Raw genomic sequence first — 26,411 nt, 5'->3', positions numbered from 1 at the left:
GACCGGGATCCACAGCACTGATCCGGCATCGAACCGGCCGGGGGCCTCGACGCACGCTCCGGACCGGGTGCAGAGTTCTCTGCGTACTCGTCAGTAAGTCCGCGCATTCCCCTTCGAGGAGCCGCTGTGACCACCTGGGCCGGCCGCACCGCCGCCGAGATATCCGCCGCCGTCCGCGAGAAGCGGGTCACGCCCCGCGAGGTGGTCGCCGAGCACCTCGCCCGGATCGAGCGGCTCGACGCCCGTGTGGGTGCCTTCCGCGCGGTGCGCGCCGAGGCGGCCCTGGCCGAGGCCGACGAGGTGGCCGCCCGCGGCGACTTCGCCGAACTGCCGCTGGCCGGGGTGCCCGTGGCCGTCAAGGACAACCTCGCGGTGCGCGGCGAGTCCACCCGCGTCGGCTCGGCGGCGACACCGGACACCCCGGCGGCACAGGACCATGTGACGGTGGCCCGGTTGCGGGCGGCGGGCGCGGTGGTCGTGGGGCTGACGCACGTGCCCGAACTGTGCGTCTTCGGCACGACGGACGGCGTGCTGGGCATCGCCCGCAACCCCTGGGACCCGGCGCGTTCTGCGGGCGGTTCGTCGGGGGGCAGCGCGGCCGCCGTCGCCGCCGGGATGGTGCCGCTCGCCCTCGGCAACGACGGCATGGGCTCCCTGCGCATCCCGGCCGCCAACTGCGGCCTGGTCACCATCAAGCCGGGCCGGGGAGTGGTCCCGACGGGCTCGGGCAGCAACTGGTTCGGCATGGCCGAGCACGGCCCGCTCGCGACGACCGTCGAGGACGCCCGCCTGATGCTCTCGGTCCTCGCCGGTACCGCGCCCGCACCCCGTTCCGAGCCCGGCACGCTCCGGGTCGCGGTGTCGCTGCGCAGCCCGCTGGCCGGCGTCACCGTCAGCCGCCCGTACGCGGCGGCCGCCCGGGACGCGGCCGGGCTGTTGATGCGGGCGGGGTACCAGGTCCGGCGCGCCGACCCGCCCTACCCGGTGTCCCTCGCCACGACCTCGCTGATCCACTGGACGGCGGGCACGGCCGCGGACGCCCAGCCCCTCGACCCCCGCCTGCTGACCCGGCGCACCCGCGTCCACGCGAGAATCGGCCGCCCCTTCATCACCGCCGTGCGCTCCGGGGCGAGCCGCGACAAGCTCCGGGAACGCCTGGAGCCGTTCTTCACCGAGTACGACGTGCTGCTCACTCCGGCGCTGGCCCGCCGCTCCCCCAAGGCCGGACCCTGGCACGAGCGGAGCTGGCTGAGCAACCTGCTGGCCAACACGAACTACTCGCCCTTGACGCCCCCGTGGAACCTGACCGGCTGGCCCGCCATGGCCGTCCCCTGCGGAACTCTGCCCTCCGGCGCCCCCTGCGCCGTGCAGCTGGTGGGGCGGCCCGGCTCGGAGTCCCAACTCCTCGATCTGGCAGGCCGGCTGGAGGAACGTAATCCGTGGCAGCGCACGGCGCCGATGGACTAAGGTCGGCCGGGTGACTGCCGGGTCGGCCGTAGGCCATGCACGAGTGAGGCGCCCGGCCTCGGCGTGAGCGCGGCGGGGGTGACCCCGCCCGGACCCGTCCGAGAGCCGGAGAGGGCACGCGCCCCGCCTCTCGTCTCCGTGTCTTCATCCCTGGCGCCTCAGCGGCGCTTCACCACGGACCTCACACGACCCGGAGACGAATCCACTCATGTCCCTTGCCCAGCCTGCCGTGCCCGCCACCGTCGCCCGCCTCGACCACACCGCCGTCTATGCCTCGGACCGCCGGTTGTCCGCCGAGTTCCTGGCGGCCGTCCTCGGTCTGGAGGTCGGCGCCCCCTTCGGCCCCTTCCTGCCCGTGGACCTGGGCAACGGTGTGACCCTCGACTACTACGAGATGCGCGACGAGCCCATCCAGCCGCAGCACTACGCGTTCCTGGTACCCGAGGAGCAGTTCGACGCCATGATCGCCCGGCTGGATGCGCTCGGCGTCACCTACTACGCCGACCCCAGCCACACCATGCCGGGCCGGGTCAACGACCTCTTCGGGGGGCGCGGCGCCTACTTCGACGACCCGGACGGCCACAACATGGAGATCATGACCCGTCCGTACGCCCGGCCCTGACGGCCACGCCCGCCGTGCTTCTACAGCGCCCGGTACATGATGTGCAGGCCCACCGGGCCGTGCCGGGGGTGGTCGAAGGCGTCGGGGACCGTGCCCAGGATCGTGAAGCCGAGGGACGTCCACAGTTTCACGGCGGGGTTGGTCTCGACGACGGCGTTGAACACCATGCCCCGGTAGCCGGCGGCCCGGGCCTCGGTCAGGAGGTGGCCGGCCAGGGCGCGTCCGTGGCCCCGGCCGCCCCGGTCCGGGTCGACCATGAAGCCGGCGTTGGCGATGCGGGCGGCCGGGCCACCGTAGTTGGGGGTGAGATAGGCGGAGGCGACGACGGCTCCGCTGTCGTCCTCGACGACGTAGACGCGTTTCGCCGGGTTCATCCACAGGACCCGGGCCTCCTCCTCGGAGGTGCCCGGGTCCCATGCGTAGGTCTCGCCCGCGGCGACGATGCGGTGCCAGAACGGCCAGATACAAGGCCAGTCGTCAGCCGTTGCTTCCCTGATCAGCATGGGTGCGAGTCTGGCACGCCCATGCTCTCGGCGAACGCGGTGGGGGCTGCCCGCCGTCAGTCGACGCTGGGCAGGATGTGGGGCTCCGCGAGGTCTTCCTCGTAGCCCGCGAGGCGGATCGGGGCCGAACGGGCCCACACGTCGAGGCTGCCGAGCTCGTCGGCCCGTCGGCCGGCGCGCTCGCCGCGTTCCTTGGGGCGCTGTTCTCGATTCGTCTTCTCCGGTGTCACCGCGCACTCCTTATGTGTCGGTCACCCTCGGGACGTACGCGCCGGTCCTGCTGCGCCTGACGCCCGCTCGGGCCTGAGATGTCACATGCAGTTCGGACGCGGTGGCGCCGGTCGACTCACGGGAGAGCAGGCCGTGGTGAACCGGCTGGTCCCATGACGGACCGTGGGTGTGGGTAGGACCCCGTGCTGCTGTCCGTCCGGATCAGACTAACCAAATGAGCGGGGCCCCGCTCGATGGGGCTGAAAACAACCGGTAACGATCGCGCGTCAGGCAACGTTCAACTCCGGTTTACGTACCGTTTTGTACGCCGACGGGCGTTTTACAGATCACCCGAACGGCGTATGCCGACGACGGCGCTTTCCGGACGGTCCTTGACAGCCCGTCACGGGACAGGGGCGACTACCACTTGCCGGGCGCGTAGTCCTTCAGGAAGACGCCGTAGAGGTCCTCTCCCGCCTCACCCCGCACGATGGGGTCGTAGACGCGGGCCGCTCCGTCGACAAGGTCCAGCGGCGCGTGGAACCCGGCCTCGGCGAGCCGCAGCTTGTCGTAGTGCGGCCGCTCGTCCGTGATCCAGCCCGTGTCGACCGAGGTCATCAGGATGCCGTCGGTCTGGAACATCTCCTGGGCGCTGGTGCGCGTGACCATGTTCATCGCGGCCTTCGCGGCGTTGGTGTTCGGATGCCCGGCGCCCTTGTACCCACGTCCGAAGACGCCCTCCATCGCGGACACGTTCACGACGTAGGCGCGCCCGCTCTCCGCCTTCTTCGCCGCCTCGGCCATGGCCGGCCGCAGCTTGCTGATCAGGATGAACGGCGCCGTGTAATTGCACAGCTGGGTTTCCAGCAGCTCGACGGGCGAGATCTGCTCGATCGTCTGCACCCAGGTGTTGGAGTCGACCACGTCGGGCACCAGCCCGCCCGCGTCGATCGCCGTGCCGTCCAGGTGCCGTTCGACGCTGGCGTTGCCCGCGACCAGGGCGAGGTCGGCGACCTGCTGGGCGTCGAGCCCGCTCGTGCCCAGCGGCAGCGCGGCGATGCCGTCGACCGCACCGGAGTTGAAGGCGCCGATGACGTGATGGGCGGGGAGCTCCCCGGCGGGCAGCGGGGCGCTCTCGCCCTCGACCAGCGCGGCGTAGGCGGAGGGCAGGCGGCGCACGGTCTGCGTCGCGTTGTTCACGAGGATGTCGAGCGGGCCCGCCTCGGCGACCTGGTCGGCGAGGGCCACGGCCTGGGCCGGATCGCGCAGGTCGATGCCGACGACCTCCAGGCGGTGCATCCAGTCCGCGGAGTCGTCCATCGCCTTGAAGCGGCGGATGGCGTCCTTGGGGAAGCGGGTGGTGACCGTGGTGTGCGCGCCGTCGCGCAGCAGCCGCAGCGCGATGTACATGCCGATCTTGGCCCGGCCGCCGGTGAGCAGCGCGCGCTTGCCGGTGAGCTCGGCGCGGACGTCGCGCTTCTCGCGGTTCACCCGGGCGCAGTCCGGACAGAGCTGGTGGTAGAAGTAGTCGACTTCCACGTACCGGGTCTTGCAGGTGTAGCAGGAGCGGGGGCGCTGGAGTATCCCCGCGATCCTGCCCTCCTCGGTGTTCGACGACGGCAGCAGACCCTCGGTCTCGTCGTCGATGCGCTGGGCGGAGCCGGTCGCCGTGGCCTCCGTGACCGCCTTGTCGTGGGCGGTCTTGGCGGCCCGGCGCTCCTGGCGGCGGCGCTGCTTGACCGTGCGGTAGATCCCGGCCGTGGCCCGGCGGACGGCGATGGCGTCCGGGTGGTCGACGTCCAGCTTGTCGAGCTCCTCCAGCACACCGAGGCAGACGGCCAGGCGTTCCGGGTCGATGCCGGGTCCGTACGAGAGCCCGCTCGCCTCGTCCATCGCCTGCGGGCCGTCCTCTGTCACCGTCATCGCCGCTGTCGTTCCCTGCTCTGCCGTCGCGGCGCGCCGGTCGCGCCCGCTTTCGAAGGGGGAATTCTACGGAGCGCGGGGCCGCACCGCCAAAGTCGCCTTGATCACGACCGGCAGGCCTTGATCAGCGTCGCCACCTCCTTGGAGACGGCCGCGGCGAACAGGTCCAGGTCCGGGACCGCCTCGGCGTCGGCGACGAGCCCGTAGTGGACGCTCCCCCGGTATGTCGAGACCGCGACGGCCAGGGAGTGGCCGGGGGCCAGCGGGGCGAAGGGGAAGACGGCGGTGAGCGGGTGGCCGCCGAGCTTCAGGCCCAGGCTGGGCAGGGGCACGCTGATCACCAGGAGGTCGAACCAGATCCGGGCCGCCTGGCCGACCAGGGGGCCGCCGAGCCGGTGGGCGAGGGCGGGCACGTGGTCGGCGAGCAGGGCGACGGCACCCGCGCCCCGGTTGGGGCCGGCGTCCTTGTTGCGGTCCATGGCGTCCCGGACCGAGGCGAGGCGGGCCAACGGGTCGGGGTCGTCCACCGGAAGCCGTATCAGGTACCCGGAGAGCCGGTTGCCCTGCGGGTAAGCGGTCCGGGGGCGGCGCTTGGAGACGGGGATCAGGGCGCGGGGCGCGACGCCCTCGCTGCCGTCGCCGCGCTCGTCGAGCCAGCGGCGCAGGGCGCCGGCGACGACGGCGATGAGGACGTCGTTGACGGTGCCGCCGACGGTCTTGCGGATACGGTGCACGTCGTCGAGGTCGAGCACGACTCCGGCGGTGCGGCGGGTGCCGCTCGGCTCGCAGGTGAGCGCGGGGGTGGACCGCACGTCGAGGGAGGAGCGGGCGACGGCGGCGCCGATGTCCAGGGCGCGGCTCATGTCCGACAGGGCGCCGCGCATCAGCCCGGGCAGGTCGCGCACGTCCGGCAGGACGCCGCGCGGAGCCTCGGCCGGGCGGGGCCGGGGGGCGGGCATGTCCATCGGGTCCATGACGCCCGCGGCGAGGGTCAGCGCCCGCAGCCCGTCGGCGAGGGCGTGGTGGAACTTGAACAGCACGGCGAAGCAGACGCCGTCCTCGCCCGGCAGCACATGGGCCTCCCAGGGCGGGCGGTCGCGCTCCAGGGGGCGCCCCATGAGCCGGCCCGCGACCGCCTGGAAGTCGGCGGTCGGGGCGTGCAGCCGCACGTGGTTCAGGGGGTCGAAGTCCGGGTCCGCCTCCCGGGCCGCGCCGCCGAAGGCGAACGGCCGGCGCAGGGCGGCGGGCAGCGGCTGCCACACGTCGCGGATGCGCATCCGCAGCCCGGGGACTCCGGCGGCCCGGGCCGCCAGCAGGTCCGCGGCGTGGGCGCCCGCGGCGGGCGAGTGGGCCGAGAAGATTCCCAGCGCGCCGAGGTGCATCGGGTGTTCCGCGGACTCGAGGTTCCAGAACGCCAGGTCGAGAGGAGCGAGCAGGTCAGCAGTCAAGGGCTTGCCTCGCGTCGACGACGGGTGGGTCAGCAGTCAACCGCCCCCGCCCGATTACGGTCAAGTACGATCAGGCTACGTACAGTTAACATCCGATTAAGTCCCGCCCCGGTGAGAGGGGCGGGACTTATGGTGCATGTGCGGTCAGTCCAGCACAGGTCGCGCCGCCGGGCACCCGGTGGGAGTCACCCGGGAGGCGTCACGGATCAGCGCCTCGTGCGCGGCCTTCAGCCGGGCCGTGTCGGGTTTCAGCACCGCGCGGTCGTAGGTGAGGAAGCCGTTCAGCTCACCCTCGACGTCGGCGATCTGGGTGTACACGGCCCCGTTGCTCCCCTTGCAGACCAGCGCCCGGACCTCGTCCAGCTTCTCCAGGTAGTCCTCGGTGTAGGTCGCCGGGTCGACGTCGACGTACGACTGCTGCACCGACCAGGCGTGGCCGGGCACGGCCAGGCCCAGGCCGCCGTACTCGCCGCTGACCAGGGCGCGCTCGCCGTCCGGGCGGGGCGGCAGGGCGGGGCTGGGGTAGCCGTGCTCGTCCATGACGTCGCCGGTGCCGCCGTCGGCGCCCAGGTTCAGCCCGGACTGGCCGTTGACGAGGCGGGTGGGGTCCCAGGCCTTGGCCTGCGCGGCGATGCGACCCACGTCGTACTGGCCCCAGCCCTCGTTGAAGGTCACCCACATGACGACCGACGGGCTGCTGATGTGCTCGTCGATCATCTCCTTCAGCTCACGCTCGTACCGGGCGCGGGAGGCGGCGGACGGGTTCACCCCGGCCGTCATCGCGGGCATGTCCTGCCACACCAGCAGCCCGAGCCGGTCGGCCCAGTAGAACCAGCGGTCCGGCTCGACCTTGATGTGCTTGCGGACCGAGTTGAACCCCAGCCGCTTGTGCGCCTTCAGGTCGTACGCCAGAGCCTCGTCGGTGGGTGCCGTGTGGAGGCCGTCGGGCCAGAAGCCCTGGTCGAGGGTGGCCATCATGAAGACGGGCTCGCCGTTGAGGACCGTACGGGGCACGCCGCCGGTCTTCTCGACGGCGATGGAGCGCATGCCGAAGTAGCTGCCGACCCGGTCGGCGCCCACCTTGACCTTGAGGTCATAGAGGAACGGGTCGTCGGGCGACCAGAGGCGGGGGTCGTGGACGGTCAGGGTCAAGGGGGTCCCGGTGCGGCCGCTCGCCGTGGCCACCTTGCGCCGGCCCTCGTACACCGTCGCCGTGACCGGTACGCCGTCCCGGACGCCCCGCGCCTCCACGGTCAGCGTCTCGCCTGCCACGTCCGGGGTGAGTTTGAGGGAGTCGACGTGGTCGCGGGCCACCGGCTCCATCCAGACCGACTGCCAGATGCCGGAGGACGGGGTGTACCAGATGCCGCTGGGGTCCAGGCGCTGCTTGCCCAGCGGCGGGTTCTCGCCGGAGGCCGCGTCGGTCGGGTCGTACACGCCGACGATCAGCTCCTGGGCGCGGCCCGGCCCGATCGCGTCGGTGACGTCCGCGCTGAACTTGTCGTAGCCGCCCTCGTGGGTGACGACCTTCGTGCCGTTGACGTAGACCTCGGAGCGCCAGTCGACGGCGCCGAAGTTGAGCTTGAGCCGCTTGCCGGAGCCGATGTCCCAGTCGGCGGGGACGGTGAAGGTGCGGCGGTACCACATACGGTCCTCGTGCCGTTCGATGCCGGAGAGCTGGGACTCCACCGGGTACGGGACGAGGATGCGCTCCTTCAGCGTCCGGCCGACGGGCGGCTGTTCGCCCGGCTCGGCGGCCGCGAACTGCCAGCGGCCGTTGAGGCTCCGCCAGGCGTCCCGGGTCAGCTGGGGGCGGGGGTACTCGGGGTGGGCGTTGCCGGGGCCCACCTCGTCGGCCCAGCGGGTGCGCAGCTGGTGGGTCGAGCGGTTGGGGCCGCTGGTCCAGAACGCCGTGACAACGTTGCCGTCGGTGCCGGAGAGGCCGCCCTCGCCGTCGTAGCGGAGGTCGGCGGTGCCGCGGGCGGTGCCGGTCCTGTTGCCGACGACCGGCTCGTCGAGGGTGACGAGGAGGGAGGTGGGCTCGGACGGGTCGAGCCGGGCCGGGCCCAGCGGCCACGCCGCGCCGCCGATCACCGCGTCGAGGTGGTCGGTGAAGCCCGCCGGGGGCGCCGTGAGGGGCTGGGCGAAGTCGAGCTTCAGGGTGCGGCCGTCGGTCTGGACGGTGGCCGCGAGGGCCCCGTCGTAGTCGAAGCCGTCCGGAAGGCGGAACGCCGACTGCGGTACGGGCTCCTTGGCGGCGCCGGGCCGGGTCCAGCGCAGGTGGAGGTTGGACCCGCCGTAGTGCTCGAAGTACTCGACCTTGATGTCGTACGCCCGGCCGGCAGTGAGGTCGACGGGCTCGGCGGTCTGCTCGCGGTCCCAGTCGTCGACCCAGTGGTCGATGGCGAGCCGGCCGTCGATCCAGAGGCGGAAGCCGTTGTCGGCGCTGACCGAGAAGGCGTGCGGCCCGGTCCGGTCCGGGACGATCTTCCCGGTCCAGCGGACGCTGACGTCGTCGGACCGTCCGGTGGTGAAGTTCAGGCGCGGCTCCAGGGTGTCGAAGTCGAGGTCCTGGTCGAAGGCCGTCGCCTTGAGGGTGTGGAAGTCGAAGGCGCCCGGGGCTGAGTGGGTGTAGTACTCGCCCTTGAGGCCGTGGATCTCGGCCGGGTCGTCCGCGAGGGCGGGGACCGCGCTCAGGCCCGTGAGGGCGAGGAGCGCGGCGAGCAGTAACGCGAGGCGGTTTCTGAGGCGTCGGGGACGCACGGAACCTCCATGAAAACGTTGTCATGCACACGGTGAGGAGAGACGAAGGCATGACAACACGGATCCCGGACTTCGTCCAGAGGCAGGACAAAGTCCCCGGGACCGCCGCGCGGCTCAGGTGACCAACTGTCCCTTCCCCAGGGCGATCACGCCGCCCTTGGACACCGTGTAGAGCTCCGCATCCCGCTCGGGGTTGACGCCGATGGTCGCGCCCGGCGGCACTTCGACGTTCTTGTCGAGGACGGCGCCGCGCACCACCGCGCCCCGGCCGATGTGCACGTTGTCGTGCAGCACCGAACCCTGCACCACGGCCCCCGGGTCGACCACCACACCCGGCGACAGCACGGACCGCGTGACCTGTCCGCGCACCAGGCAGCCCGCGCTGATGATGGACTCGCTGGCGATGCCGCCCGCGTTGAACCGGGCCGGCGAGAGCTGGTACGAGTGGGTGTAGATCGGCCAGCTGCGATTGTACAGGTTGAACGCGGGGCGCTCGGCGATGAGGTCCATATGGGCCTCGTAGTAGGCGTCCAGTGTCCCGACGTCCCGCCAGTAGCCCTGGTCGCGGGTGGTCTCGCCGGGCACGTGGTTGGCGCTGAAGTCGTAGAGCGCGGCCTCGCCCCGGTCGGTGAGCTGGGGCAGGATCGACCCGCCCATGTCGTGCACGGAGGCCCCGTCCTCCGCGTCCCGCTTGAGCGCCTCGATGAGGGCCTTGGTGGTGAAGATGTAGTTGCCCATCGAGGCGAAGACGCAGTCGGGGTCGTCCGCAAGGCCGGGCGGGGCCGACGGCTTCTCCAGGAAGCGCTCCACCGTCTGCCCGTCCGAGCCGGGGGTGATCACCCCGAAGGCCGAGGACTCGGTGCGCGGCACCCGGATCCCGGCGACGGTCACGCCCGCACCGCTCTCGATGTGCTGGGCGAGCATCTGGCGGGGGTCCATGCGGTAGACGTGGTCGGCGCCGAATACGGCGACGTACTCGGGCTGCTCGTCGTAGACGAGGTTCAGCGACTGCAGGATCGCGTCGGCGCTGCCCAGATACCAGCGCGGGCCGAGGCGCTGCTGGGCGGGCACGGGCGTGACGTAGTTGCCCAGCAGGTTGGACATCCGCCAGGTGGTCGTGATGTGCCGGTCGAGCGAGTGCGACTTGTACTGCGTCAGGACGCAGATGCGCAGGACATCGGCGTTGACGAGGTTGGACAGGACGAAGTCGACCAGGCGGTACGTGCCGCCGAAGGTCACCGCCGGTTTGGCACGGTCCGCGGTCAGGGGCATCAGCCGCTTGCCCTCGCCGCCCGCCAGCACGATCCCCAGGACCGAAGGACCACCACCACGCATGGCCGCTCCCCTCACGCCGATTTCCCGATGCCTGCCCCTGAGCAGTACCCACTAAGCCTGTTTGACGATCTCCTCGTAGAGCCGGACCGTGCGCCGGGCCACCGCGTCCCAGCCGAACTCGCCGACCGCGCGCTCCCGCCCGGCCTCGCCCATCCTCCCGGCGGCCGCCGGGTCGGCCAGGACGGTGTCCATGGCCCGGGCGAGCCCGGCCTCGAAGCCGTCGCCGGTCGGGACGAGCAGCCCGGTCGTGCCGTCGTCCACCACCTCGGGAATGCCGCCGACCGCCGAGGCCACCACGGGGGTGCCGCAGGCCATCGCCTCCAGGTTCACGATGCCGAGCGGCTCGTACACCGACGGGCAGACGAAGAGGGCGGCGTGCGTGAGGAGCTGGATCACCTCCGGGCGCGGCAGCATCTTCGGGATCCAGAACACCCCGTCGCGGACCGCGCTCAGCTCCCCGAACAGCTCGCGGAACTCCTGGTCGATCTCCGGCGTGTCCGGTGCGCCCGCGCACAGCACGACCTGTGCGGCCGGGTCGATGTCCCGCACCGCGCGCAGCAGGTGGGGCACGCCCTTCTGCCGGGTGATCCGGCCGACGAACAGCACGTACGGGCGGGAGCGGTCCAGGCCGATCCGGTCCAGGGCGTCCGTGCCGTGGTCGGGCCGGTACAGGCTCGTGTCGATGCCGTTGTGCACGACGTGAACCCGCTCCGGGTCCAGCGCCGGGTAGCAGCCGAGGATGTCCTCGCGCATGGCTCCGGAGACGGCGATCACCGCGTCGGCGGCCTCAATCGCGGTGCGTTCCGCCCAGCTGGACAGCTCGTAGCCGCCGCCGAGCTGTTCGGCCTTCCAGGGGCGCAGGGGCTCCAGGGAGTGCGCGGTCATCACGTGCGGGACGCCGTACAGGAGCTTGGCGAGGTGGCCGCCGAGGTTGGCGTACCAGGTGTGGGAGTGGACGAGCTCGCGGCCTTCGAGGGCGGCGGCCATCGCGAGGTCGACGGAGAAGGTGCGCAGCGCGTCGTTGGCGCCGTCGAGTGCGGACCAGGGCCGGTGGCGCAGCACGCCGTCGGCGCGGCCCTCCCCCCAGCAGTGCACGTCCAGGTCGACGAGCGGTCTGAGCTCGCGGGCGAGGAACTCCACATGGACGCCCGCACCGCCGTACACATCCGGCGGGTACTCCCGGGTCAGCAGTCCGACGCGCACCCGCAACTCCCTGCTCTCAGCGGCCGTTCCCTTTCATGGTCACCCAGAAGGGGCGCGTGGGGAAGAGCGGGGCGGCCGCGGGAAGCAGCAGTCGCCGCACACGCCCCCGCCGGGCACCCGGTAGTACAGGCAGCAGCTGCGGCGCCGGAACGCGGTCCCGGTGAGGGTCCCGGCGCCGGTGAGCAGGGGGTGCGCGAGGAGTTCGGCGGTCAGGGACCGGGCCCGGGCGGCGACGTCCGTACGGCCGTGCCGCGCGGCCCAGCGGTCAAGTTCCCGGGCGGCACCGGCCAGGGCGGAGGCGGCGTTGCCGCGCAGCAGGCCCGGGGCGAGGCCGTGGTGGGCGCGCAGGGCCGCCGCCAGTGGGACGAGGTGGCCGTGCAGGACGACGTCCGCGAGGGACGGCGCGTCCCCCGGCAACTGCCGTACGTCCGTCAGCCACAGGTCGTCGGGGGCGCTGCCGTCGGCGTCCCAGTGCAGCAGCCGGGCGTGGAGGTCGGGGACGGAGCCGTAGAGCGCGGCGCAGCCGAGGGCGATCGACCAGAGCCGGGCCGCGAGTCCCTGGTGGGTCACGGACGCGGCGACGCGCAACTCCGGGGCACGCAGGGCGGTCGCGACCTTCCGCACGCGAAAAATCAGGGGATTTGCCGACACATCCGGTGACGTCTCGGCGTAGGCCTGTGCGAGAGTGGGAAGGGACCCGGCCGATGCTCGTTCCGTGCGCAGCACGAAGAAGCCGGCGAGCGGGCGGAGCGCGGCGAGGTCGGGGTCGAGGTCCACGAAGAGCAGTAGTACCAAGGCCCCTAAGGGACGCGACCCGGTGGCCCCCGGCCGGTCTCCCCCACCCTGGGGATGAGGGGGTTCCTCGCGTACTCCACCGGCAGTAGGACCCAATGAGTGCTCAGGGACGACGACGGGAAGACCTGGACACGGCAGGGTGTTGGTCATGAAAGCCCACCTTTCGCCGCGCCGGGCCGAGCGCCCCCGCCTGACGCAGAGGAGCAGCCGATGAGCGCCCTCGCGTTGTCCGTCCTGCTGTCCCTCGTCTCCGCGTTCGCCTACGCGGGCGGGGCGATCGTGCAGGAGCGGGTGGCGGAGTCGTCGCCGGGCGAGCAGTACGCGCCGCTGCGGCGGCCGGGCTGGTGGGCGGCGGTCGGGCTGAACGGCCTCGGTGGACTGCTGCACGTGGTGGCACTGGCCTACGGGCCGCTGAGCCTGGTCCAGCCGCTCGGCGCGCTGACCATCGTGGTGGCCCTGCCGATGGCGGCGTTGTTCGTCGGCCGCAAGGCCGGTGCCACGGCCTGGCGGGGCGCGATCATGGCGACGGTGGGTCTCGCCGGTCTGCTGTCCCTGGTCGCCGCGTCCGACGCGCGGTCGCTGAACGCGCCGGAGCGGGTGGCCGTCGCCGTCGTCACCGCGGGTGTGGTGGTGGCGCTGATGATCGCCGCGCGGGCCGCGCACCGGCACCCGGCGGTCCGCAGCATGCTGCTGGCGACCGCCTCCGGCATCGCGTTCGGCATGTCCTCGGTGTTCACCAAGACCGTCGCGGTCGACTGGACCGGCGGTGTGTCGGCGGCCGACGTGCCGTCCCTCGCCGTGATCGGCGTCCTGGCCACGGCCGGCATGCTGCTGTCGCAGGCCGCCTACCGGGGCGCCGGCCTCGCGGCCCCGCTGGCCACGCTGACGGTCGTGAACCCGGTGGTGGCGGCCGCGGTGGGCATCACGATGTTCGGAGAAACCTTCCGTTACGGCACGACGGGCACGGTGCTCGCGCTGGGCTGCGGTGTGGTCGCGGCGGGCGGCCTGATCCTGCTCACGACGGAGCGGCTCACGCACGAGCACCCGGACGCGGTTCCCGCCGGGTCTGCGCAGGCGCCGAGCGGGGCGGGCACGCGGGCCCTGCCGGCCGAAGGCCCGAGCCGGGCGCCGGAGCGGGTGGGCCTGGGCGGCCTGCCCGAGCAGGTGGGAGAACCGGCGAGCCCGGACGGTATCCCGGGCGGTGTCCCTGCCAGGGTCCCTGCCGGGACGCGGGCCGGGCTGGGCGTGGAGGACGTGCTGGTAAGGAAGCCGGTGGCGACGGCGGCGGTACTCGTGCCGGGGCCGGGCACACGGGCCGCGGTGATCGTGCCGAGGGCGGGCGATACGGCGGGCGTGCGGGTGCCGGAGCCTGTGGCAGCGGCTGCGGCAGCGGTGCCGGTGTCTGGGGCGGACGCATCGGCCGCGGTGTTCGTGCCACGGCCGGACGCGCCCGACGCGGTGATCGTGCCGAGGGCGCAGGAAACGGCCGCAGCCCGCGTACCGGGACCGGACGCCCCGGCCGCCGTGCGCGAACCGGAGCCGGTGGCAGCGGCGGCGGTGCCGGTATCCGGGGCGGACGCACCGGCCGGGGCGATCGTGCCGGGCCTGGACGCGACGGCCGCCGTGCGCGAACCGGAGCCGGTGGCAGCGGCGGCGGTGCCGGTATCCGGGGCGGACGCACCGGCCGGGGTACTCGTGCCCGGGCCGCAGGCGACCGCCGCCGTACTCGTGCCCGGCCCGCAAGCGGCGGCCGCAGTCCTCGTGCCGGACACACCGGCCGCCGCGCTCGCGCCACGGCCGGAGGAAGCGGCGGCGGGTGTGCTCGCGGCGGAGCCGGTGGCATCAGCCGTCGTCCCGGACACACCGGCCGCCGTGTTCGTGCAGGGGGCTGGCGGGGCGGACGCCTCGTACGAGGGCGGGGAGTCGTCGGTGGCGGCGGCCTCCGACGACGATCGCCCGTTCTCCTACGTGCCCTTCTACGGCATCCCGTACGTCCCGTTGCCCGTGATCGACCGGCACCGCATGCGTGTCAGATCCTGACGCCGCCGGCCCGGAGGTACGCCACCGGGTCCACGTCCGAGCCGAAGCCGGGCCCCGTCCGCACCTCGAAGTGCAGATGCGGGCCCGAGCTGTTGCCGGTGGAGCCGGAGCGGCCGATCCGCTGACCGGCGCTCACCGACTGCCCGTCCCGCACGGAGATCGCGGAGAGATGGGCGTACTGGCTGTAGCGGCCGTCGGCGTGCCGGACCACGATCTGGTAGCCGTACGAGCCGCCCCACCCCGCGCTGACCACGCTGCCCGACGCGACCGACTTGACCGTCGTGCCGGTGGGCACGGGGAAGTCGATGCCGGTGTGGTAACCCTTCGACCAGGCGGACCCGGCCTTGCGGTAGGGCGTCCCGAGGGAGGCGTTGACGGGGGCGACGAATCCCTGCCGGGTGGCCGTGGACCGGTCGGCACGCTCCCTGCTCTCGTCCTTGGAACGCTCCGCGGACCGCTCCTTGGGCCGCTCCTTGGCGCGGTCCTGGGCCGGCTTCTTCGTCGCGGGCTCGGCCGACGGCGCCGGCCTGTGCTCGGGCCGTGTCTTCGTGGCGCCCTCGCCGCGCAGCGCCAGGCGCTGGCCGGGCACGATCAGATCGGGGTCCGACCCTATGGCCGCGCGGTTGGCCGCGTACAGCCCCTGCCAGCCGCCCCGGACGTCCTGGTCGTCCGCGATGCGGGAGAGGGTGTCGCCGCGGACCACGGTGTACATTTCGGCGTTGCCCGCCCGGGACTGCGGCGTGGACTGCGGCCGTACGTCCTCGATGGAGGTCTTCTTCTTGGCGTCCTTCTGCTGCGTGCGCTCGGTGGCCGGCCGGATGTCGGGCTCGCCGCCGCCCCGGGTCAGTCCGGCCCGCTTGGAGCAGACCGGCCAGGCGCCCGGCCCCTGTCCGTCGAGGACCTTCTCCGCGACGGCGATCTGCTGGTCCTTGCTCGCGAGGTCAGCGCGGGCCGCGTAGGCCCGGCCGCCGTAGGCCTCCCAGGTGGACTGGGTGAACTGCAGTCCGCCGTAGAAGCCGTTGCCGGAGTTGATGCTCCAGTTGTTGGTGGACTCGCAGGCGGCGACCTTGTTCCAGGTGTCCACGTCCGCCGCCTGGGCGGCGCCGGTGCCCATGAACGGCAGTGCCATGCCCGCGCCGCCCGCCGTGACGGTGAGCGAGGCGCGGTTGATCCTGTTCGGCTGATACCGGCGGTGCCGGCCGCGTACGGCCATCGAAAGCCCCCCTAGACATGCGTCAGGAGGGGCAAAAGTAAGCGCTGCGAACCGGCCAGAACAAGACGGCTTTTCGCCGCCCGGGAGTCCAAATGGCCGGTATGAGGCCCCTGTTGCGCGACGCGCGCCACGGCGGTGCACCGTGCACGGCACACCGTGCGCCGGTGCGACGCGCGCGGGGCGCACCCGTCGGCTGAGTGCGACGGGGCTCTCGTCCGTATCAGCCTGCGCCACGCCGTGCGACCCGGGCGTGCGTTGGAAGTAGCGGCACGTCAGGATGGTCGACGGGGGATGCCCGCGGGCACCTCCCACCGGCAGCACCGATACCGAGGTCTTTAGGAGCGAACCGAATGAGCAGTACAGCGCAGATCGGCGTCACGGGTCTCGCGGTCATGGGCCGCAACCTCGCCCGCAACTTCGCCCGCAACGGCTACACGGTCGCGGTGCACAACCGGACGCCCGCGCGCATGCACGCCCTGGTGGAGGAGTTCGGCGGCGAGGGGGAGTTCGTCGCGTGCGAGAGCGCCAAGGACTTCGTGGCGGCGCTGGAGCGGCCGCGGCGGCTGGTCGTGATGGTGAAGGCCGGTGAGCCGACGGACGCGGTGATCCAGGAGTTCGCGCCGCTGCTGGAGCCCGGCGACATGATCATCGACGGCGGCAACGCGCACTTCGCCGACACCCGGCGCCGCGAGCGCGACCTGCGTGAGCAGGGCATCCACTTCGTCGGCATGGGCGTCTCCGGCGGTGAGGAGGGCGCGCTGAACGGCCCGAGCATCATGCCGGGTGGCCCGAAGGAGTCCTACGACTCGCTCGGCCCGATGCTGGAGAAGATCTCGGCGAAGGCGGCGGACGGCTCGCCGTGCGTCTCCCACGTCGGTCCGGACGGTGCCGGGCACTTCGTGAAGATGGTGCACAACGGCATCGAGTACGCGGACATGCAGCTCATCGGCGAGGCGTACCAGCTGCTGCGGGACGTCGCCGGCTACTCCCCCGCCGAGATCGCGGAGATCTTCCGCACCTGGAACCGGGGCCGTCTCGACTCGTACCTGATCGAGATCACGGCCGAGGTGCTGTCGCACGTCGACGCCGAGACGGGCAAGCCGTTCGTGGACGTGGTGGTGGACCAGGCCGAGCAGAAGGGCACCGGCCGCTGGACCGTGCAGATCGCGCTGGACCTGGGTGTGCCGGTGTCCGGTATCGCCGAGGCGGTGTTCGCGCGGTCGCTGTCGGGCCACGCGGCCCTGCGGGAGGCCTCGCGCGAGCTGGCGGGCCCGAAGGCAAAGCCGCTGAGCGAGGCGGAGGCCCGGAGGTTCGCCGACCGGGTGGAGCAGGCGCTGTACGCGTCGAAGATCGTGTCGTACACGCAGGGCTTCCACGAGATCGACGCCGCCCGCGGCGAGTACGGCTGGGACATCGACCTCGGTGCGGTTTCCGCGCTGTGGCGGGGCGGCTGCATCATCCGCGCGGCGTTCCTCGACCGGATCCGTGCCGCGTACGACGCCCGTCCCGACCTGCCGAGCCTGCTGTCGGACGCGACGTTCGCGCAGGAGATCGCGGACGCCCAGGACGACTGGCGCGAGGTGCTGGTCGCCGCGACCCGCCAGGGTGTGCCGACACCCGGTTTCGCCGCGGCCCTCGCCTACTACGACGCGCTGCGCGCGGAGCGGCTGCCGGCGGCGCTGACGCAGGGGCAGCGGGACTACTTCGGTGCGCACACCTACCGCCGGGTGGACCGCGACGGCTCGTTCCACACGCTGTGGGGCGGGGACCGGTCGGAGACCTCCGCGTAGGCGCTGCCGCTCAGGAAGGTGAGCGGGGCGGTGGACGGCACGAGGCGCCGTCCACCGCCCCGCTCGCATACGGGGGTCAGGACAGTGGCGGGCCGGGCTCCGGGTTCGGCACGGGCTCCGGCCCCGGGGGAATCGGGGACGGGTCGGGACCCGGCACGGGGTCGGGGCCCGGGGGCGCCGGCGGGGTGGGCGCGGGTGGCGGAGGGGTCGGCTCCGGGCCCGGCGGGGGCTGTGGGTTCGGCACCGGGTCGGGATGAGGGTCCGGGCGCTGGGGATCGGGGCCCGGTGTCGGCGCCGGCGGCACGGGGTCGGGGATCGGGTTCGTCATCAGGTCCTCCAGCCAGTAGGACGGCTCCGGCTCTGGACTACCCCCGCCTACCCGGCACCCGCCTCCGCAGTCACTCCCCAGCGGGACGGGAGGGGACCAGGTGGGGTAGCGGGTGCCGGGGGAAGGACGGAGCGGCCCTCGAAAGCGGCCGGGATCTCAGAAGCGGCCGGGATGCGCCCTCAGCCAGTCCTTCGCCGCCGCGAGGAGCGCCTCGTCGGCCGGCTGGGCCTCGTCCGGGTGGCGTTCGGCCCACTTGGTGACGTACGGGCAGAGCGAGGCGACGGCGCTGCGCTCGCGGCCGGCGAGGGCGTAGAGCTCGCGTGCGAGCGAGCCGGCGATGCCTTTGCCCTCGTGGGCCGGCTCGACGATCGTGTGGACGGGCACGAGCGCGCGCTCGGGGCTTTCGAGCACGAAGTACTCGATGCGGCCGACGACTTCACCGCCGGACACGGCCTCCAGCCGGCCCGCCGCCCGGTCGTCGCGGATCTCAGGGTCGCTCATGGACACGCTCCTCCTCGGTTCCGGCCGCCCGGGTCAGGCCTTGACGGCCTGCGGGCTGCGCTGCTGGTCCGAGCCGGGCACCGGCTCGGACGGGTCGGCGCCGAGGGCCACGATCCGGTTGTCGTGGTCCACGTGCACGACCCGGGGGGTGAGTGCCCGCGCCTCGGCGTCCGTCACCTGGGCGTAACTGATGATGATCACGAGGTCGCCGGGGTGGACGAGATGGGCCGCGGCCCCGTTGATCCCGATCACACCGGATCCGCGCTCGCCCTCGATGACGTACGTCTCCAGCCGGGCCCCGTTGGTGATGTCCACGATGTGCACGAGCTCGCCGGGCAGCAGATCGGCGGCGTCGAGCAGATCGGCGTCGATGGTCACGGATCCCACGTAGTGCAGGTCGGCCTGGGTGACGGTGGCTCGGTGGATCTTGGACTTGAACAGAGTACGCAGCACTTTGGACTCCTGAAGGACGGCTCCCTGCCTGCTCTGTGCAGGTCAAGGGCGGTCTCGACTGTACACCGGGATACGCCGGCCGAGGATTGTGAGGAACATCGCTCCGCTCGGGCAAGACGGCTTCACACCTGGGCTTTCGCGCCGGCGCCTGCTCGGGCGACCCTCCGGGAAAAGCCCGGCGACTCATGCTGACCGGATGCTGACTTACCTGGTGAGCCATCAAAGATGTGGGAGACCACTCTGCACACGGACGACGCGGGGTGCCGTGCGCGTCGGTGAGGACGTGGTGCTTCGAGCCCGGCCGTGCACGGTCAACCGGACTCGGGCCGCCTTTTGGGCTGCTTCGACCTCGCTTGGCCTGCACGTGCGAGGCGTCAACGGTGACGCGGGAGAAGTCCAGGCGGTCCGCCGCCCGCAGCCGCTCCAGCAGCACCCGCTGGAGTTCCTCCCACACCCCGGCCTCCTGCCACTCGGCCAGCCGCCGCCAGCAGGGAGGCCCGGAACCGAACCCCAACTCCTGCGGCAGGTACTCCCACTGGATCCCGGTGTAGAGGACGAACAGCACACCCTGCAGCGTCTTGCGGTCATCGATCCGCTTGCGCACCGGATACCGGAACCGCCGCTCATGCTTCGGCAGCAGCGGCTCGACGACCGCCCACAGCTCGTCACTGATCTCCCACGGCTTCCGCCGCGCCACGGACCACCCCCACAAGGACGGAATCACTTCCACTTCCACCCTGCCCCAGGAAGATCATTCCGAAAGGACCCCTTAGCCTCGTGTCGATCGCTAGACGGTTACCGCGGCGCTCCCGCGAGGATGTCGGCCAGAACGAAAATGCATTGGCCCGAGGTCATGGACACGGCCGAGGCACGCCGTCAAGGTCCTCATACTGGCGGTTCAGGAGATCCGCGCGTACGACCAGACGGCCGCCGGGAGCTCGCGCCGCAGCCTCCAGGTGACGGCCATGGGGCTGCTGCCGGTGTGGCTGGCGTACTCGGCCGGGCCGAGGAACGTCCAGGGCTGTGGGCTACCGATGTCGCTGGTCCTGTCCGGCCGGAGGAACAGCAGGACATCCGTGCCCATCTCGACGTGGTTCCGGTACCGCAACCCCGTGCGGGACGTCTCGGAGGTGTGGCTCGGGGATTCCCAGTGGAACAGGGTGGGGCTCAGCGCGTAGTCCTTCGCCCGCGTGATGAACAGCGCGTCGGTCCTCGTGGACTCGCACCACTTCACGCCTTGACGGAAATCGGTCGGCAACGGGCCGCGGATTTCCACCTCATTCAATGCCGAGAGGATCTCTTCCCGGGTGTAGGAGGCGTGGACGGTCAGAGGGACGTCGCGCCTGCCGCCCACGGCGCGCAGGGGAATCGGGACACGCGTGGTGCATTCCAGGTTGTACGCCAGGACTTGGCGAAGTTCTGCCCGGAACGCGTGTTGTCGGCGCAGGGCCGCGAAACCCTCGTCGTAGCTGGTGAAACCGTCACGCGTGATGCCGCCAAGCGGCCAGAGCTGGAAGAAGAGCATGCGGGCGTACACCCGGTCCCGCTCATCCAGATCGCCGTAGTGCGGGGCGTCGTCCTCCAGCATGCGTGTGTAGGCCTGGACCCGCTCTGGGTCGTCCACGTGGAGGAAGGCACGGACCCGCGCCAGGAGTGCCTCCTCTCCGTCCGGAGGATCGCCCGGCAGCAGATGGGTGCGGCGCAACAGCCCGGTCCACGAGACGCTTCTGCCCTGGTAGAGCTCGGTGATTTCCCGTCCGCTCCTGCGCAGGTACCGCCCGAGTAACGGCTCCTCGTACTCGCCGACTTCGCGGGCCCGCTCGATGAAACTGGCCCCCAACTGCGCCCTGATGTGGTCGGCGAGACGCATCTTGGCCCCGTCGTCGAGAACGATGCTGCAGCCGGTCGGCAAGTGAGGGAAGTGTTCGATCTGATCCAGCAGTTGTCGGCGTGTCAGGCTCGTCATGGCGCGGAACTGGTTGTCGAGGCGAAACTCCTTGCGGTGGTACCCGATGAAGTCGAGCACAGTGAGCACCGCCTTGTCGGCGGCGGGCGGAGGCCGACTGAGAGTTGCTGAAGGAACCCCACCGTGCTCGACTTCGGGCGCAGCAGGAGCAGTGTGTCGACCTCGGGGATCGGGTGTTGCTCGTCGAGCGGGTCGACGCAGAAGACAGCCTGCAGTTCGCCGGCCCGGAGCGAGGAGGCCACCGCCTGGCGCCTTGTGTGCGAAAGCCGCGAGGACAGGGCCACGGCGTCGAGGCCGGCACCGCGGAAGCACTGCGCCATGAATTCGGCATGTACTACGGAGACGCAGAAGCCGACGGCCCGCATGGCCCTCGGGTCGGCAATCGTGTCCCGGACGGCTCGGAGGACCAGCCGTGCCCGTGCCCAGTCGGCGGAGAGCAGGCTGGACAGCGCGGCACCGTCGTACTCGCCCCGTCTCCAGTCCAGCGAGCGATAGTCGGTGCCGTCGCCGAAACCGAAGTAGTGGAGAGGGGTGAGCTGATCGCTTTCCAGCGCATCCCGCAACCGCATCTCCGCGGCGATACGGCCGTCGAAGACCACGTCCTGAATATTTACGCCGTTCACGCGTTCGGGAGTCGCCGTCAGGCCGAGCAGTTCCAACGGCCTGAAGTGGTCCAGGATTCTCCGGTACGTCGGCGTGGCCGCCCCGCGGAACTCGTCGATGACGATCACGTCGAAGTGATCAGGCGCCAGTTCGCCCACGTGCCTCCCGAGTGACTGCACAGTGGCGAACACGTGGTTCCAGCCCGCGGGGACAGCCCCGCCGTACAGCGACTCTCCGAAGCCCGGGTGCAGGAGGACGTCTTCGTAGACCTGGCTCGCCTGGTCCAGCAGCTCGATGCGGTCCGCGACGAAGAGCAGCCGCAGGTCTCGCTGGTGCTTCTCGCGCAGACGCCGGTAGTCGAAGGCCGACATGACCGTCTTGCCGGTGCCGGGGACCGCGACGAGGAGGTTGCGGTGCCGGTCGTGGATCTCACGCTCGGCGTCCAGCCGGTCGAGCATCTCGCGCTGCGCGCTGCTGGGCACGTACCGGGCAGGAGTCGGCTCGGCTGGCTCGGCCGGCTCGAGGCCGAGGCTGGAGGGGGCTCACATGAAGTATGGAGATGCGGACTACACGGCTGCCTGGTACGCCATGGTGGCGATTCTGAAGGGGTGGGCCCGAGAGGGTCGGACCGACACCTACAGGGCGCTGAGCGAGGCCGTGGCACCGGAGCACCGGGGGCATTACCACAGCCGGATGATGTCGCTTCCGCTGGCAGACGTCTGCCGCAGAGACAGCACCGGTCCCGAGCCGATGCTGTCAGCACTGGTGGTCAATGGATCCAGCCGGAAGCCTTCCGACCAATTCTTCGAGCTGGCCGTTACCGAGTTCCACCGTCGGGACCCGGACTGGACCTGGGAGTGAGCGGGATGCAGTGTTTGACCGCTGCCGCAGCCCGGTTTCGCCGTGAGTCGACTGCGGGGTATCGCTCGGCTGCCCTTCACATCCGCCGTGCAAGGCAACCACCCACCGTGAACGGCTCCAGGTTGGAACCTGCTGGCTACAGCGCATCCTCTCGTTGCAACGGCGGTAGAGGAGACGGACGCGATGACCGCCTTTCAGGCGTTCTCGTCATGGATCCGCGCACCCAGATCCTCCGCCCACTCCAGCGCCCACGCCTTGAGTTCTTCGATCTGCCGGGAGGTGAGCCCGTACGCGATGTAGTCCTCATCCTCGTACCAGTCCGCGCCGATCAGCCGGTCCCTGAGGTCTTCGAGACTGAACTCGTCGTGGGCGCGACGGCGGCCCAGGGATTCGAGGTCGGCGGTGGAGCGGTGGCGGGAGGCAGCCTGGACGTCGATGAGGTCGCGGACGGTGCCGCGGTCGGCGAGAGCACGGACCTTGGTGCCGATCACGTCGTCGAGGGAAAGAACGGGGCCGTAGGGTGTCTGGGCAGGGGGAGCCCAGAACGCCTCCTTGAGGACGTCGACCTCGCACTCCTCGCCGGTGTCCGGATCGGTGACGAGGAACCGGCCGCTGAGCGGATCGGTCTGGACGTGCGTGGTCCGCCATCCGCGCGCGCTGAGGCCTGTTGTGAGTGAGGCGACGATCTCCTGCATCGGAGCTGGGTTCTCGGTGGCGACGTCGAGGTCACGGCTGAAGCGTTCGACCAGGCCGTGGGCCTGCACGGCGTATCCGCCGGTGAGGACCAGAGGGTAGGGGGAGCCGAGGTCGAGGATGTCGGCGAGGAGACGCTCGTGGAGTGGAGTGAGCTTCACGCGGCGGTCGTGTCGGCCGGAGCGGTGCGGAGCAGCTCGGGGAAGGCGTCCTCCCAGACCTCGCGGATGTAGGGGCTGATCAAGCGCCGCAGCACGGGCCACTGCTCGGTGAGCAGCCGGTGGTGCAGGAAGGCCAGCAGGTCCTCACTCAGTCCTTCCGCGAGGACAGTGCGGTAGAGCGTCATGCGGGATTTCGGACGGTCCAGGCTGTAGCTCGTCCGCCCGGACCAGACGATGTGGAGCGGCAGGTCCACGGTGCCCTCGACGGGCCCGGCCAGTTCCTGCAAGCGCTCGGGCAGTCGGCTGCGGTAGCGGTCCCGCAGCACCTCGGCGCGGGGGGCGGTGGTCGTCGTGTCCATGCATCCAGTATCGCTGCTTGGAGGCGGCGGCATGGCGGATACGGGGCTTCCCTGTCGTACGTAGGGGTCGGGCCCCGCCCGCCCTTCCCTCGGTCATCCCACCCCATGGCCGCTTAGCGCATTTGGCCTGAACCCTGCAGCCCCTAGTGGCGCGGCAACGGGCCGACCCGAGAACCAGCCCACTCGCGGGCGCGGGTGATCATCACACAGCAGGTCACGTGGAAGGCCGAAGCGGTGGAGTCGGCTGCGGCTTCGGTCGCGGTATGGGAAGTGACGAGGGTGCCGAAGCCGAGGCCCATGGCGCCGGCGCAGTGGACGAGAAGGACACCGGGGAGTGCGAGGTCAGGGCCCATGCCGCGGTCGACCTGTCGAGTACGCAGCGAACGTCCCAAGAGGGAGCCAGAGGCCTGTCGAGGTCACCCGTCATGGCAGCCACCTGGTCAGCAAGACGCTCCCGCGCCCGATGCTGACCCGAGCGGTGCCATCACACCTCTGACCTGCAGAAACACCCAAACGCTAGATCTTGGACTTGAACATGGTACGCAGCATCGGGATACTCCCAAAAGTAGGCTCCCTGCCTGCGTTTTTGCAGGTCAAGGGCTCTCCATACCCTACAACGAGTCGCATGTCCGGGCATCTGTCCCCAGGTTTTTCAGGACTCATGCTGACCCGCTTGCCGACTTCTCAGACGCTCCGCCGGCCGGCCGGGAGGGCTTCGCCCGCTCGCGCGGACCCCACCGTGGCGACGGCCCAAGCCTACGCAGCACCCCCCGGAGGACGTCCGTGATGACCGTCACGCAGACGGTCTGGACGGTAGTCAGGAGCGAAGGCGCTCGACCGTCGTCGACACAGCGCTGCTGGAGATCCCGGTGCCCCGATTTCGGCTGCATGGACTTCTGAGACCGTGTGACGGCCGCGGGCCATAGCGTGGCCGTGGCCCACCCGGATCACGGTCCGACACGTCACTCCCCCGTAGAGACGCCTGGCGACGGTCAGCAGGACAAGCGAGCCAGGCTGAGATCGCGATAGCAGGATGGAGTATCAGCCAGGTGTCAGGCACGCAGCTCCAGCGTGCAGCACTTCACGCTGCCGCCCGCCTTGAGGAGCTCTGTGAGGTCGACACCGATCGGGTTGAACCCGCGGGCCAGCAACTGCTTCTGCAGCCCCTGCGCGGCTTGGGGAAGCAGGACGTTGAGCCCGTCCGAGAAAGCATTGAGGCCGAAGAGAGCAGCGTCTTCGTGCGAGGCGAGGATGGCGTCGGGGAACATCTCCCGTAGCACCGCCTGGCTGCCGGGGCTGAATGCGGCAGGGTAGTACATGATCTCCGTATCGGAAAGTACCGCCAACGCGGTGTCGAGGTGGTAGTGACGCGGATTCACCAGTGTCAGGCCGGTTACCGGGAGACCGAAGAACTCCTGGGCCTCGGCGTGGGAACGCGGGTCCGTGCGGAAGCCTGTGCCCGCGAGGATGCGCCGGCCGACCGTGAGGTAGTCCCCCTCACCTTCGTTGACGTACTCCGGCCACAGCACTTCGCGGTAGCCCTGCTGGATGAACCACTGGAGGTAGGCGGGGCCTTCGGCGGTCCGCTGCACATGGCGGAAGCGCGCACCGAGGACCTTGCCGTCCACAACGGTGGCCCCGTTGGCGGCGAACACCATGTCGGGCACGCCCGGGAGCGGATCGATGACCTCCACGGTGTGTCCCAGTTCCTGGAACAGGCCGCGCAGTTGTTCCCACTGCAGGAGGGCGAGAGCGGTGTCGGTCGGCTTCTCCGGCTCCATCCACGGGTTGATGGAGTACCTGACGTCGAAGTGGCGGGGTGGGCACATCAGCAGCCTGCGAGGGGTGGCGGCACGGAGAGTGGGCATGTCCTTGTATTCCTTCCATCGGTGTGAATGCGTCAGAGGACCGGGCGCACACGGATGTCGATCAGTGCCGCGGCATCCCGCGCCCGCTCCCGTGCGCCGGCCCCTGTGCGGTCGGCGGCGACGACGCAGCCGACCCGGTCCCGGCCGGAGCGCGGTGCCCGGACGCGGGATCCGACATCGACCATGAGATCGACTGAGACGACTCCTGGACTGTCCACGGCCTTCGGCAGGCCGTCGACCTGAACGACCTCACCCGGCTGCGCGGAGAGGAACCAGCTCGCGGCACCATCCGCCGGGTGTTCCGGCAAAGCTGCGGACGGCGCTGCTCCGCGCATCACCGCCAGGTACTCGCGGGTGATGTCGACCTTCCAGGCCAGCTCGATCAGTTTGACGATGTTCCCGCCGGGCATGCGGCCGGCGCACTCGACCAGGTGTGGCTCTCCCTCCACCACGATCCACTCGCAGTGCACGAAGCCGGTCTGGAAGCACACCTGTTTGAGCACCAGTTCAGTCGCCGCGCACAGACGTGCTTGCATCGCGGCGGTGATGTTCGCAGGTACGGTGTGGCCCAGCTCCACCGGACGGTCCCCCGGAAAGAGCGACTTGGCGGTCACGTTGCGAAAGAGCGTATGTCCGTCACGCACGAGTGCCTCCACGCTGAACTCCGGTCCGTGGAGGTGACTTTCAGCGAGCATGCGGACGGGTGTGACACTCTGTGCGGTCATGGCCGCGTACTCGTTGACGACGCACTCGGCCCAGGCGTCGTCCACGTCGTCGGGCCTGCGGACGATCCTCGTGCCGATGGCCCCCTGTCGGTTGGCCGGTTTGAGGACCACAGGACCGCCGACCTCGGCCATCAGGGCACGTACGTCCCCTGGTTTCGACACTTCACGGGAGACGGGGTTGCGCACGTCGCTACCCGCCGTTGCCCGGCGCAGCAGCCACTTGTCACGCAGCCGGTCCGCGGCCTGTGGCCCGGCCCCAGGCAGATCGAACAGGTGGGCAAGTCGAGCGGCGAAGGGCACGGCGTACTCGATTCCGGGAATGACGGCTGCCGGTGGCCGGTTCCTGTACTCCCGGTGGAACCGGGAGGCGGCGTCCTCCTCCTCGTACTCCATCACCACCAGTTCGCAGGGCGCGTCGGCGGCGGACAGCGCGGCCCTCAGGTTCTTCTCACGCACGGCGGCCGGTGTGTCGACGAAAACGGTCGTGGCCTGCGGATGATGTGTCTCGGCTACGTTTCTCCAGCCCGCCGTGTATCCCACGATGATCACGGGGCGGTCGTCGAAGCTCACTGTGGAATCTC

21 protein-coding genes and 2 pseudogenes are annotated in these 26,411 nt (G+C 71.0%); 5 read left to right on the top strand and 18 right to left on the bottom strand.

Annotated elements, in window-relative coordinates; all coding sequences use genetic code 11:
- The first annotated feature begins 126 nt into the window (after positions 1-126).
- A complete protein-coding gene (locus OO68_RS10115; protein ID WP_033307869.1) occupies positions 127-1,467 on the top strand; it encodes an amidase in 1,341 nt (446 codons plus the stop codon).
- A 208-nt stretch (positions 1,468-1,675) separates the two neighbouring features.
- The gene (locus OO68_RS10110) at positions 1,676-2,089 is read left to right on the top strand and encodes a VOC family protein (RefSeq protein WP_051814569.1); all 414 of its coding nucleotides are present in this window, start codon (positions 1,676-1,678) and stop codon (positions 2,087-2,089) included.
- A gap of 20 nt (positions 2,090-2,109) precedes the next feature.
- On the opposite strand, the gene OO68_RS10105 is transcribed toward OO68_RS10110, so the two are convergent.
- The 8 genes from OO68_RS10105 to OO68_RS10075 all read right to left on the bottom strand — a co-directional run bounded on the left by OO68_RS10105 (position 2,110) and on the right by OO68_RS10075 (position 12,269).
- On the bottom strand, positions 2,110-2,592 hold the full coding sequence (locus OO68_RS10105) for a GNAT family N-acetyltransferase (protein ID WP_033307867.1): 483 nt from the start codon (positions 2,590-2,592) through the stop codon (positions 2,110-2,112).
- Positions 2,593-2,648: 56 nt separating this feature from the next.
- Positions 2,649-2,822 carry a hypothetical protein gene (locus OO68_RS45350; protein WP_106974304.1) on the bottom strand — a complete coding sequence of 58 codons (174 nt, stop codon included), beginning with the start codon at positions 2,820-2,822 and terminating at the stop codon, positions 2,649-2,651.
- A 400-nt stretch (positions 2,823-3,222) separates the two neighbouring features.
- On the bottom strand, positions 3,223-4,725 hold the full coding sequence (locus OO68_RS10100; RefSeq protein WP_033307866.1) for an SDR family NAD(P)-dependent oxidoreductase: 1,503 nt from the start codon (positions 4,723-4,725) through the stop codon (positions 3,223-3,225).
- Positions 4,726-4,829: 104 nt separating this feature from the next.
- Positions 4,830-6,173: a wax ester/triacylglycerol synthase family O-acyltransferase gene (locus OO68_RS10095; protein ID WP_033307865.1), complete on the bottom strand. Its 1,344-nt coding sequence runs from the start codon at positions 6,171-6,173 to the stop codon at positions 4,830-4,832.
- A gap of 144 nt (positions 6,174-6,317) precedes the next feature.
- Positions 6,318-8,936, bottom strand: a complete 2,619-nt coding sequence (locus tag OO68_RS10090; RefSeq protein WP_033307864.1) for a glycoside hydrolase family 2 — start codon at positions 8,934-8,936, stop codon at positions 6,318-6,320.
- A 114-nt stretch (positions 8,937-9,050) separates the two neighbouring features.
- Complete coding sequence (gene glgC / locus OO68_RS10085; protein ID WP_033307863.1) at positions 9,051-10,271, bottom strand: glucose-1-phosphate adenylyltransferase; 1,221 nt, start codon at positions 10,269-10,271, stop codon at positions 9,051-9,053.
- Between the two features lie 51 nt (positions 10,272-10,322).
- A complete protein-coding gene (gene glgA, locus OO68_RS10080; protein ID WP_033307862.1) occupies positions 10,323-11,474 on the bottom strand; it encodes a glycogen synthase in 1,152 nt (383 codons plus the stop codon).
- Positions 11,475-11,513: 39 nt separating this feature from the next.
- Entirely contained in the window at positions 11,514-12,269 is a 756-nt protein-coding gene (locus tag OO68_RS10075) for a (2Fe-2S)-binding protein (protein WP_063739306.1), read from the bottom strand.
- A gap of 210 nt (positions 12,270-12,479) precedes the next feature.
- Between OO68_RS10075 and OO68_RS47540 the strand changes: the two are divergent.
- Positions 12,480-13,382 (top strand): annotated as a pseudogene (locus tag OO68_RS47540) (DMT family transporter); the annotation flags it as partial.
- A 916-nt stretch (positions 13,383-14,298) separates the two neighbouring features.
- Here OO68_RS47540 and OO68_RS10065 read toward each other — a convergent pair.
- Complete coding sequence (locus tag OO68_RS10065) at positions 14,299-15,522, bottom strand: transglycosylase family protein (RefSeq protein ID WP_033307860.1); 1,224 nt, start codon at positions 15,520-15,522, stop codon at positions 14,299-14,301.
- Positions 15,523-15,872: 350 nt separating this feature from the next.
- On the opposite strand from OO68_RS10065, the gene gnd reads away from it, so the two are divergent.
- Positions 15,873-17,312, top strand: a complete 1,440-nt coding sequence (gene gnd, locus OO68_RS10060) for an NADP-dependent phosphogluconate dehydrogenase (protein WP_033307859.1) — start codon at positions 15,873-15,875, stop codon at positions 17,310-17,312.
- Between the two features lie 484 nt (positions 17,313-17,796).
- Here gnd and OO68_RS10055 read toward each other — a convergent pair whose 3' ends face one another.
- The 5 genes and pseudogenes from OO68_RS10055 to OO68_RS47530 form a co-directional block, all read right to left on the bottom strand.
- The gene (locus OO68_RS10055; RefSeq protein ID WP_033307858.1) at positions 17,797-18,141 is read right to left on the bottom strand and encodes a GNAT family N-acetyltransferase; all 345 of its coding nucleotides are present in this window, start codon (positions 18,139-18,141) and stop codon (positions 17,797-17,799) included.
- A 33-nt stretch (positions 18,142-18,174) separates the two neighbouring features.
- Positions 18,175-18,594, bottom strand: a complete 420-nt coding sequence (panD, locus tag OO68_RS10050; RefSeq protein ID WP_033307857.1) for an aspartate 1-decarboxylase — start codon at positions 18,592-18,594, stop codon at positions 18,175-18,177.
- 127 nt (positions 18,595-18,721) lie between these two features.
- Positions 18,722-19,291, bottom strand: a pseudogene (locus OO68_RS43865) (IS5 family transposase); the annotation flags it as partial.
- Between the two features lie 201 nt (positions 19,292-19,492).
- A complete protein-coding gene (locus OO68_RS47535) occupies positions 19,493-20,620 on the bottom strand; it encodes a DUF3427 domain-containing protein (protein ID WP_051814568.1) in 1,128 nt (375 codons plus the stop codon).
- Positions 20,557-21,645, bottom strand: coding sequence for a DEAD/DEAH box helicase (locus tag OO68_RS47530; RefSeq protein WP_051814567.1), 1,089 nt, complete (start codon positions 21,643-21,645; stop codon positions 20,557-20,559). Before OO68_RS47530 ends, OO68_RS47535 begins: the two co-directional genes overlap by 64 nt.
- A 64-nt stretch (positions 21,646-21,709) precedes the next feature.
- On the opposite strand from OO68_RS47530, the gene OO68_RS10040 reads away from it, so the two are divergent.
- The gene (locus tag OO68_RS10040; protein ID WP_051814566.1) at positions 21,710-22,024 is read left to right on the top strand and encodes a hypothetical protein; all 315 of its coding nucleotides are present in this window, start codon (positions 21,710-21,712) and stop codon (positions 22,022-22,024) included.
- Positions 22,025-22,218: 194 nt separating this feature from the next.
- On the opposite strand, the gene OO68_RS10035 is transcribed toward OO68_RS10040, so the two are convergent.
- The 4 genes from OO68_RS10035 to OO68_RS10015 form a co-directional block, all read right to left on the bottom strand.
- Entirely contained in the window at positions 22,219-22,878 is a 660-nt protein-coding gene (locus OO68_RS10035) for a nucleotidyl transferase AbiEii/AbiGii toxin family protein (protein ID WP_033307856.1), read from the bottom strand.
- Complete coding sequence (locus OO68_RS10030; RefSeq protein ID WP_033307855.1) at positions 22,875-23,237, bottom strand: hypothetical protein; 363 nt, start codon at positions 23,235-23,237, stop codon at positions 22,875-22,877. The genes OO68_RS10035 and OO68_RS10030 overlap by 4 nt, the downstream gene beginning before the upstream one ends.
- A 1,052-nt stretch (positions 23,238-24,289) precedes the next feature.
- Positions 24,290-25,105, bottom strand: coding sequence for a dimethylargininase (gene ddaH / locus OO68_RS10020; protein ID WP_033307853.1), 816 nt, complete (start codon positions 25,103-25,105; stop codon positions 24,290-24,292).
- A 32-nt stretch (positions 25,106-25,137) separates the two neighbouring features.
- Entirely contained in the window at positions 25,138-26,400 is a 1,263-nt protein-coding gene (locus OO68_RS10015) for an ATP-grasp domain-containing protein (protein ID WP_033307852.1), read from the bottom strand.
- Positions 26,401-26,411: the final 11 nt, after the last annotated feature.

It is taken from the genome of Streptomyces iakyrus, from assembly GCF_000717055.1.
Taxonomy (GTDB): domain Bacteria; phylum Actinomycetota; class Actinomycetes; order Streptomycetales; family Streptomycetaceae; genus Streptomyces; species Streptomyces iakyrus.
Note: the sequence above shows the minus strand (reverse complement) of the source record. Positions and strands in the feature narration are given on the sequence as shown.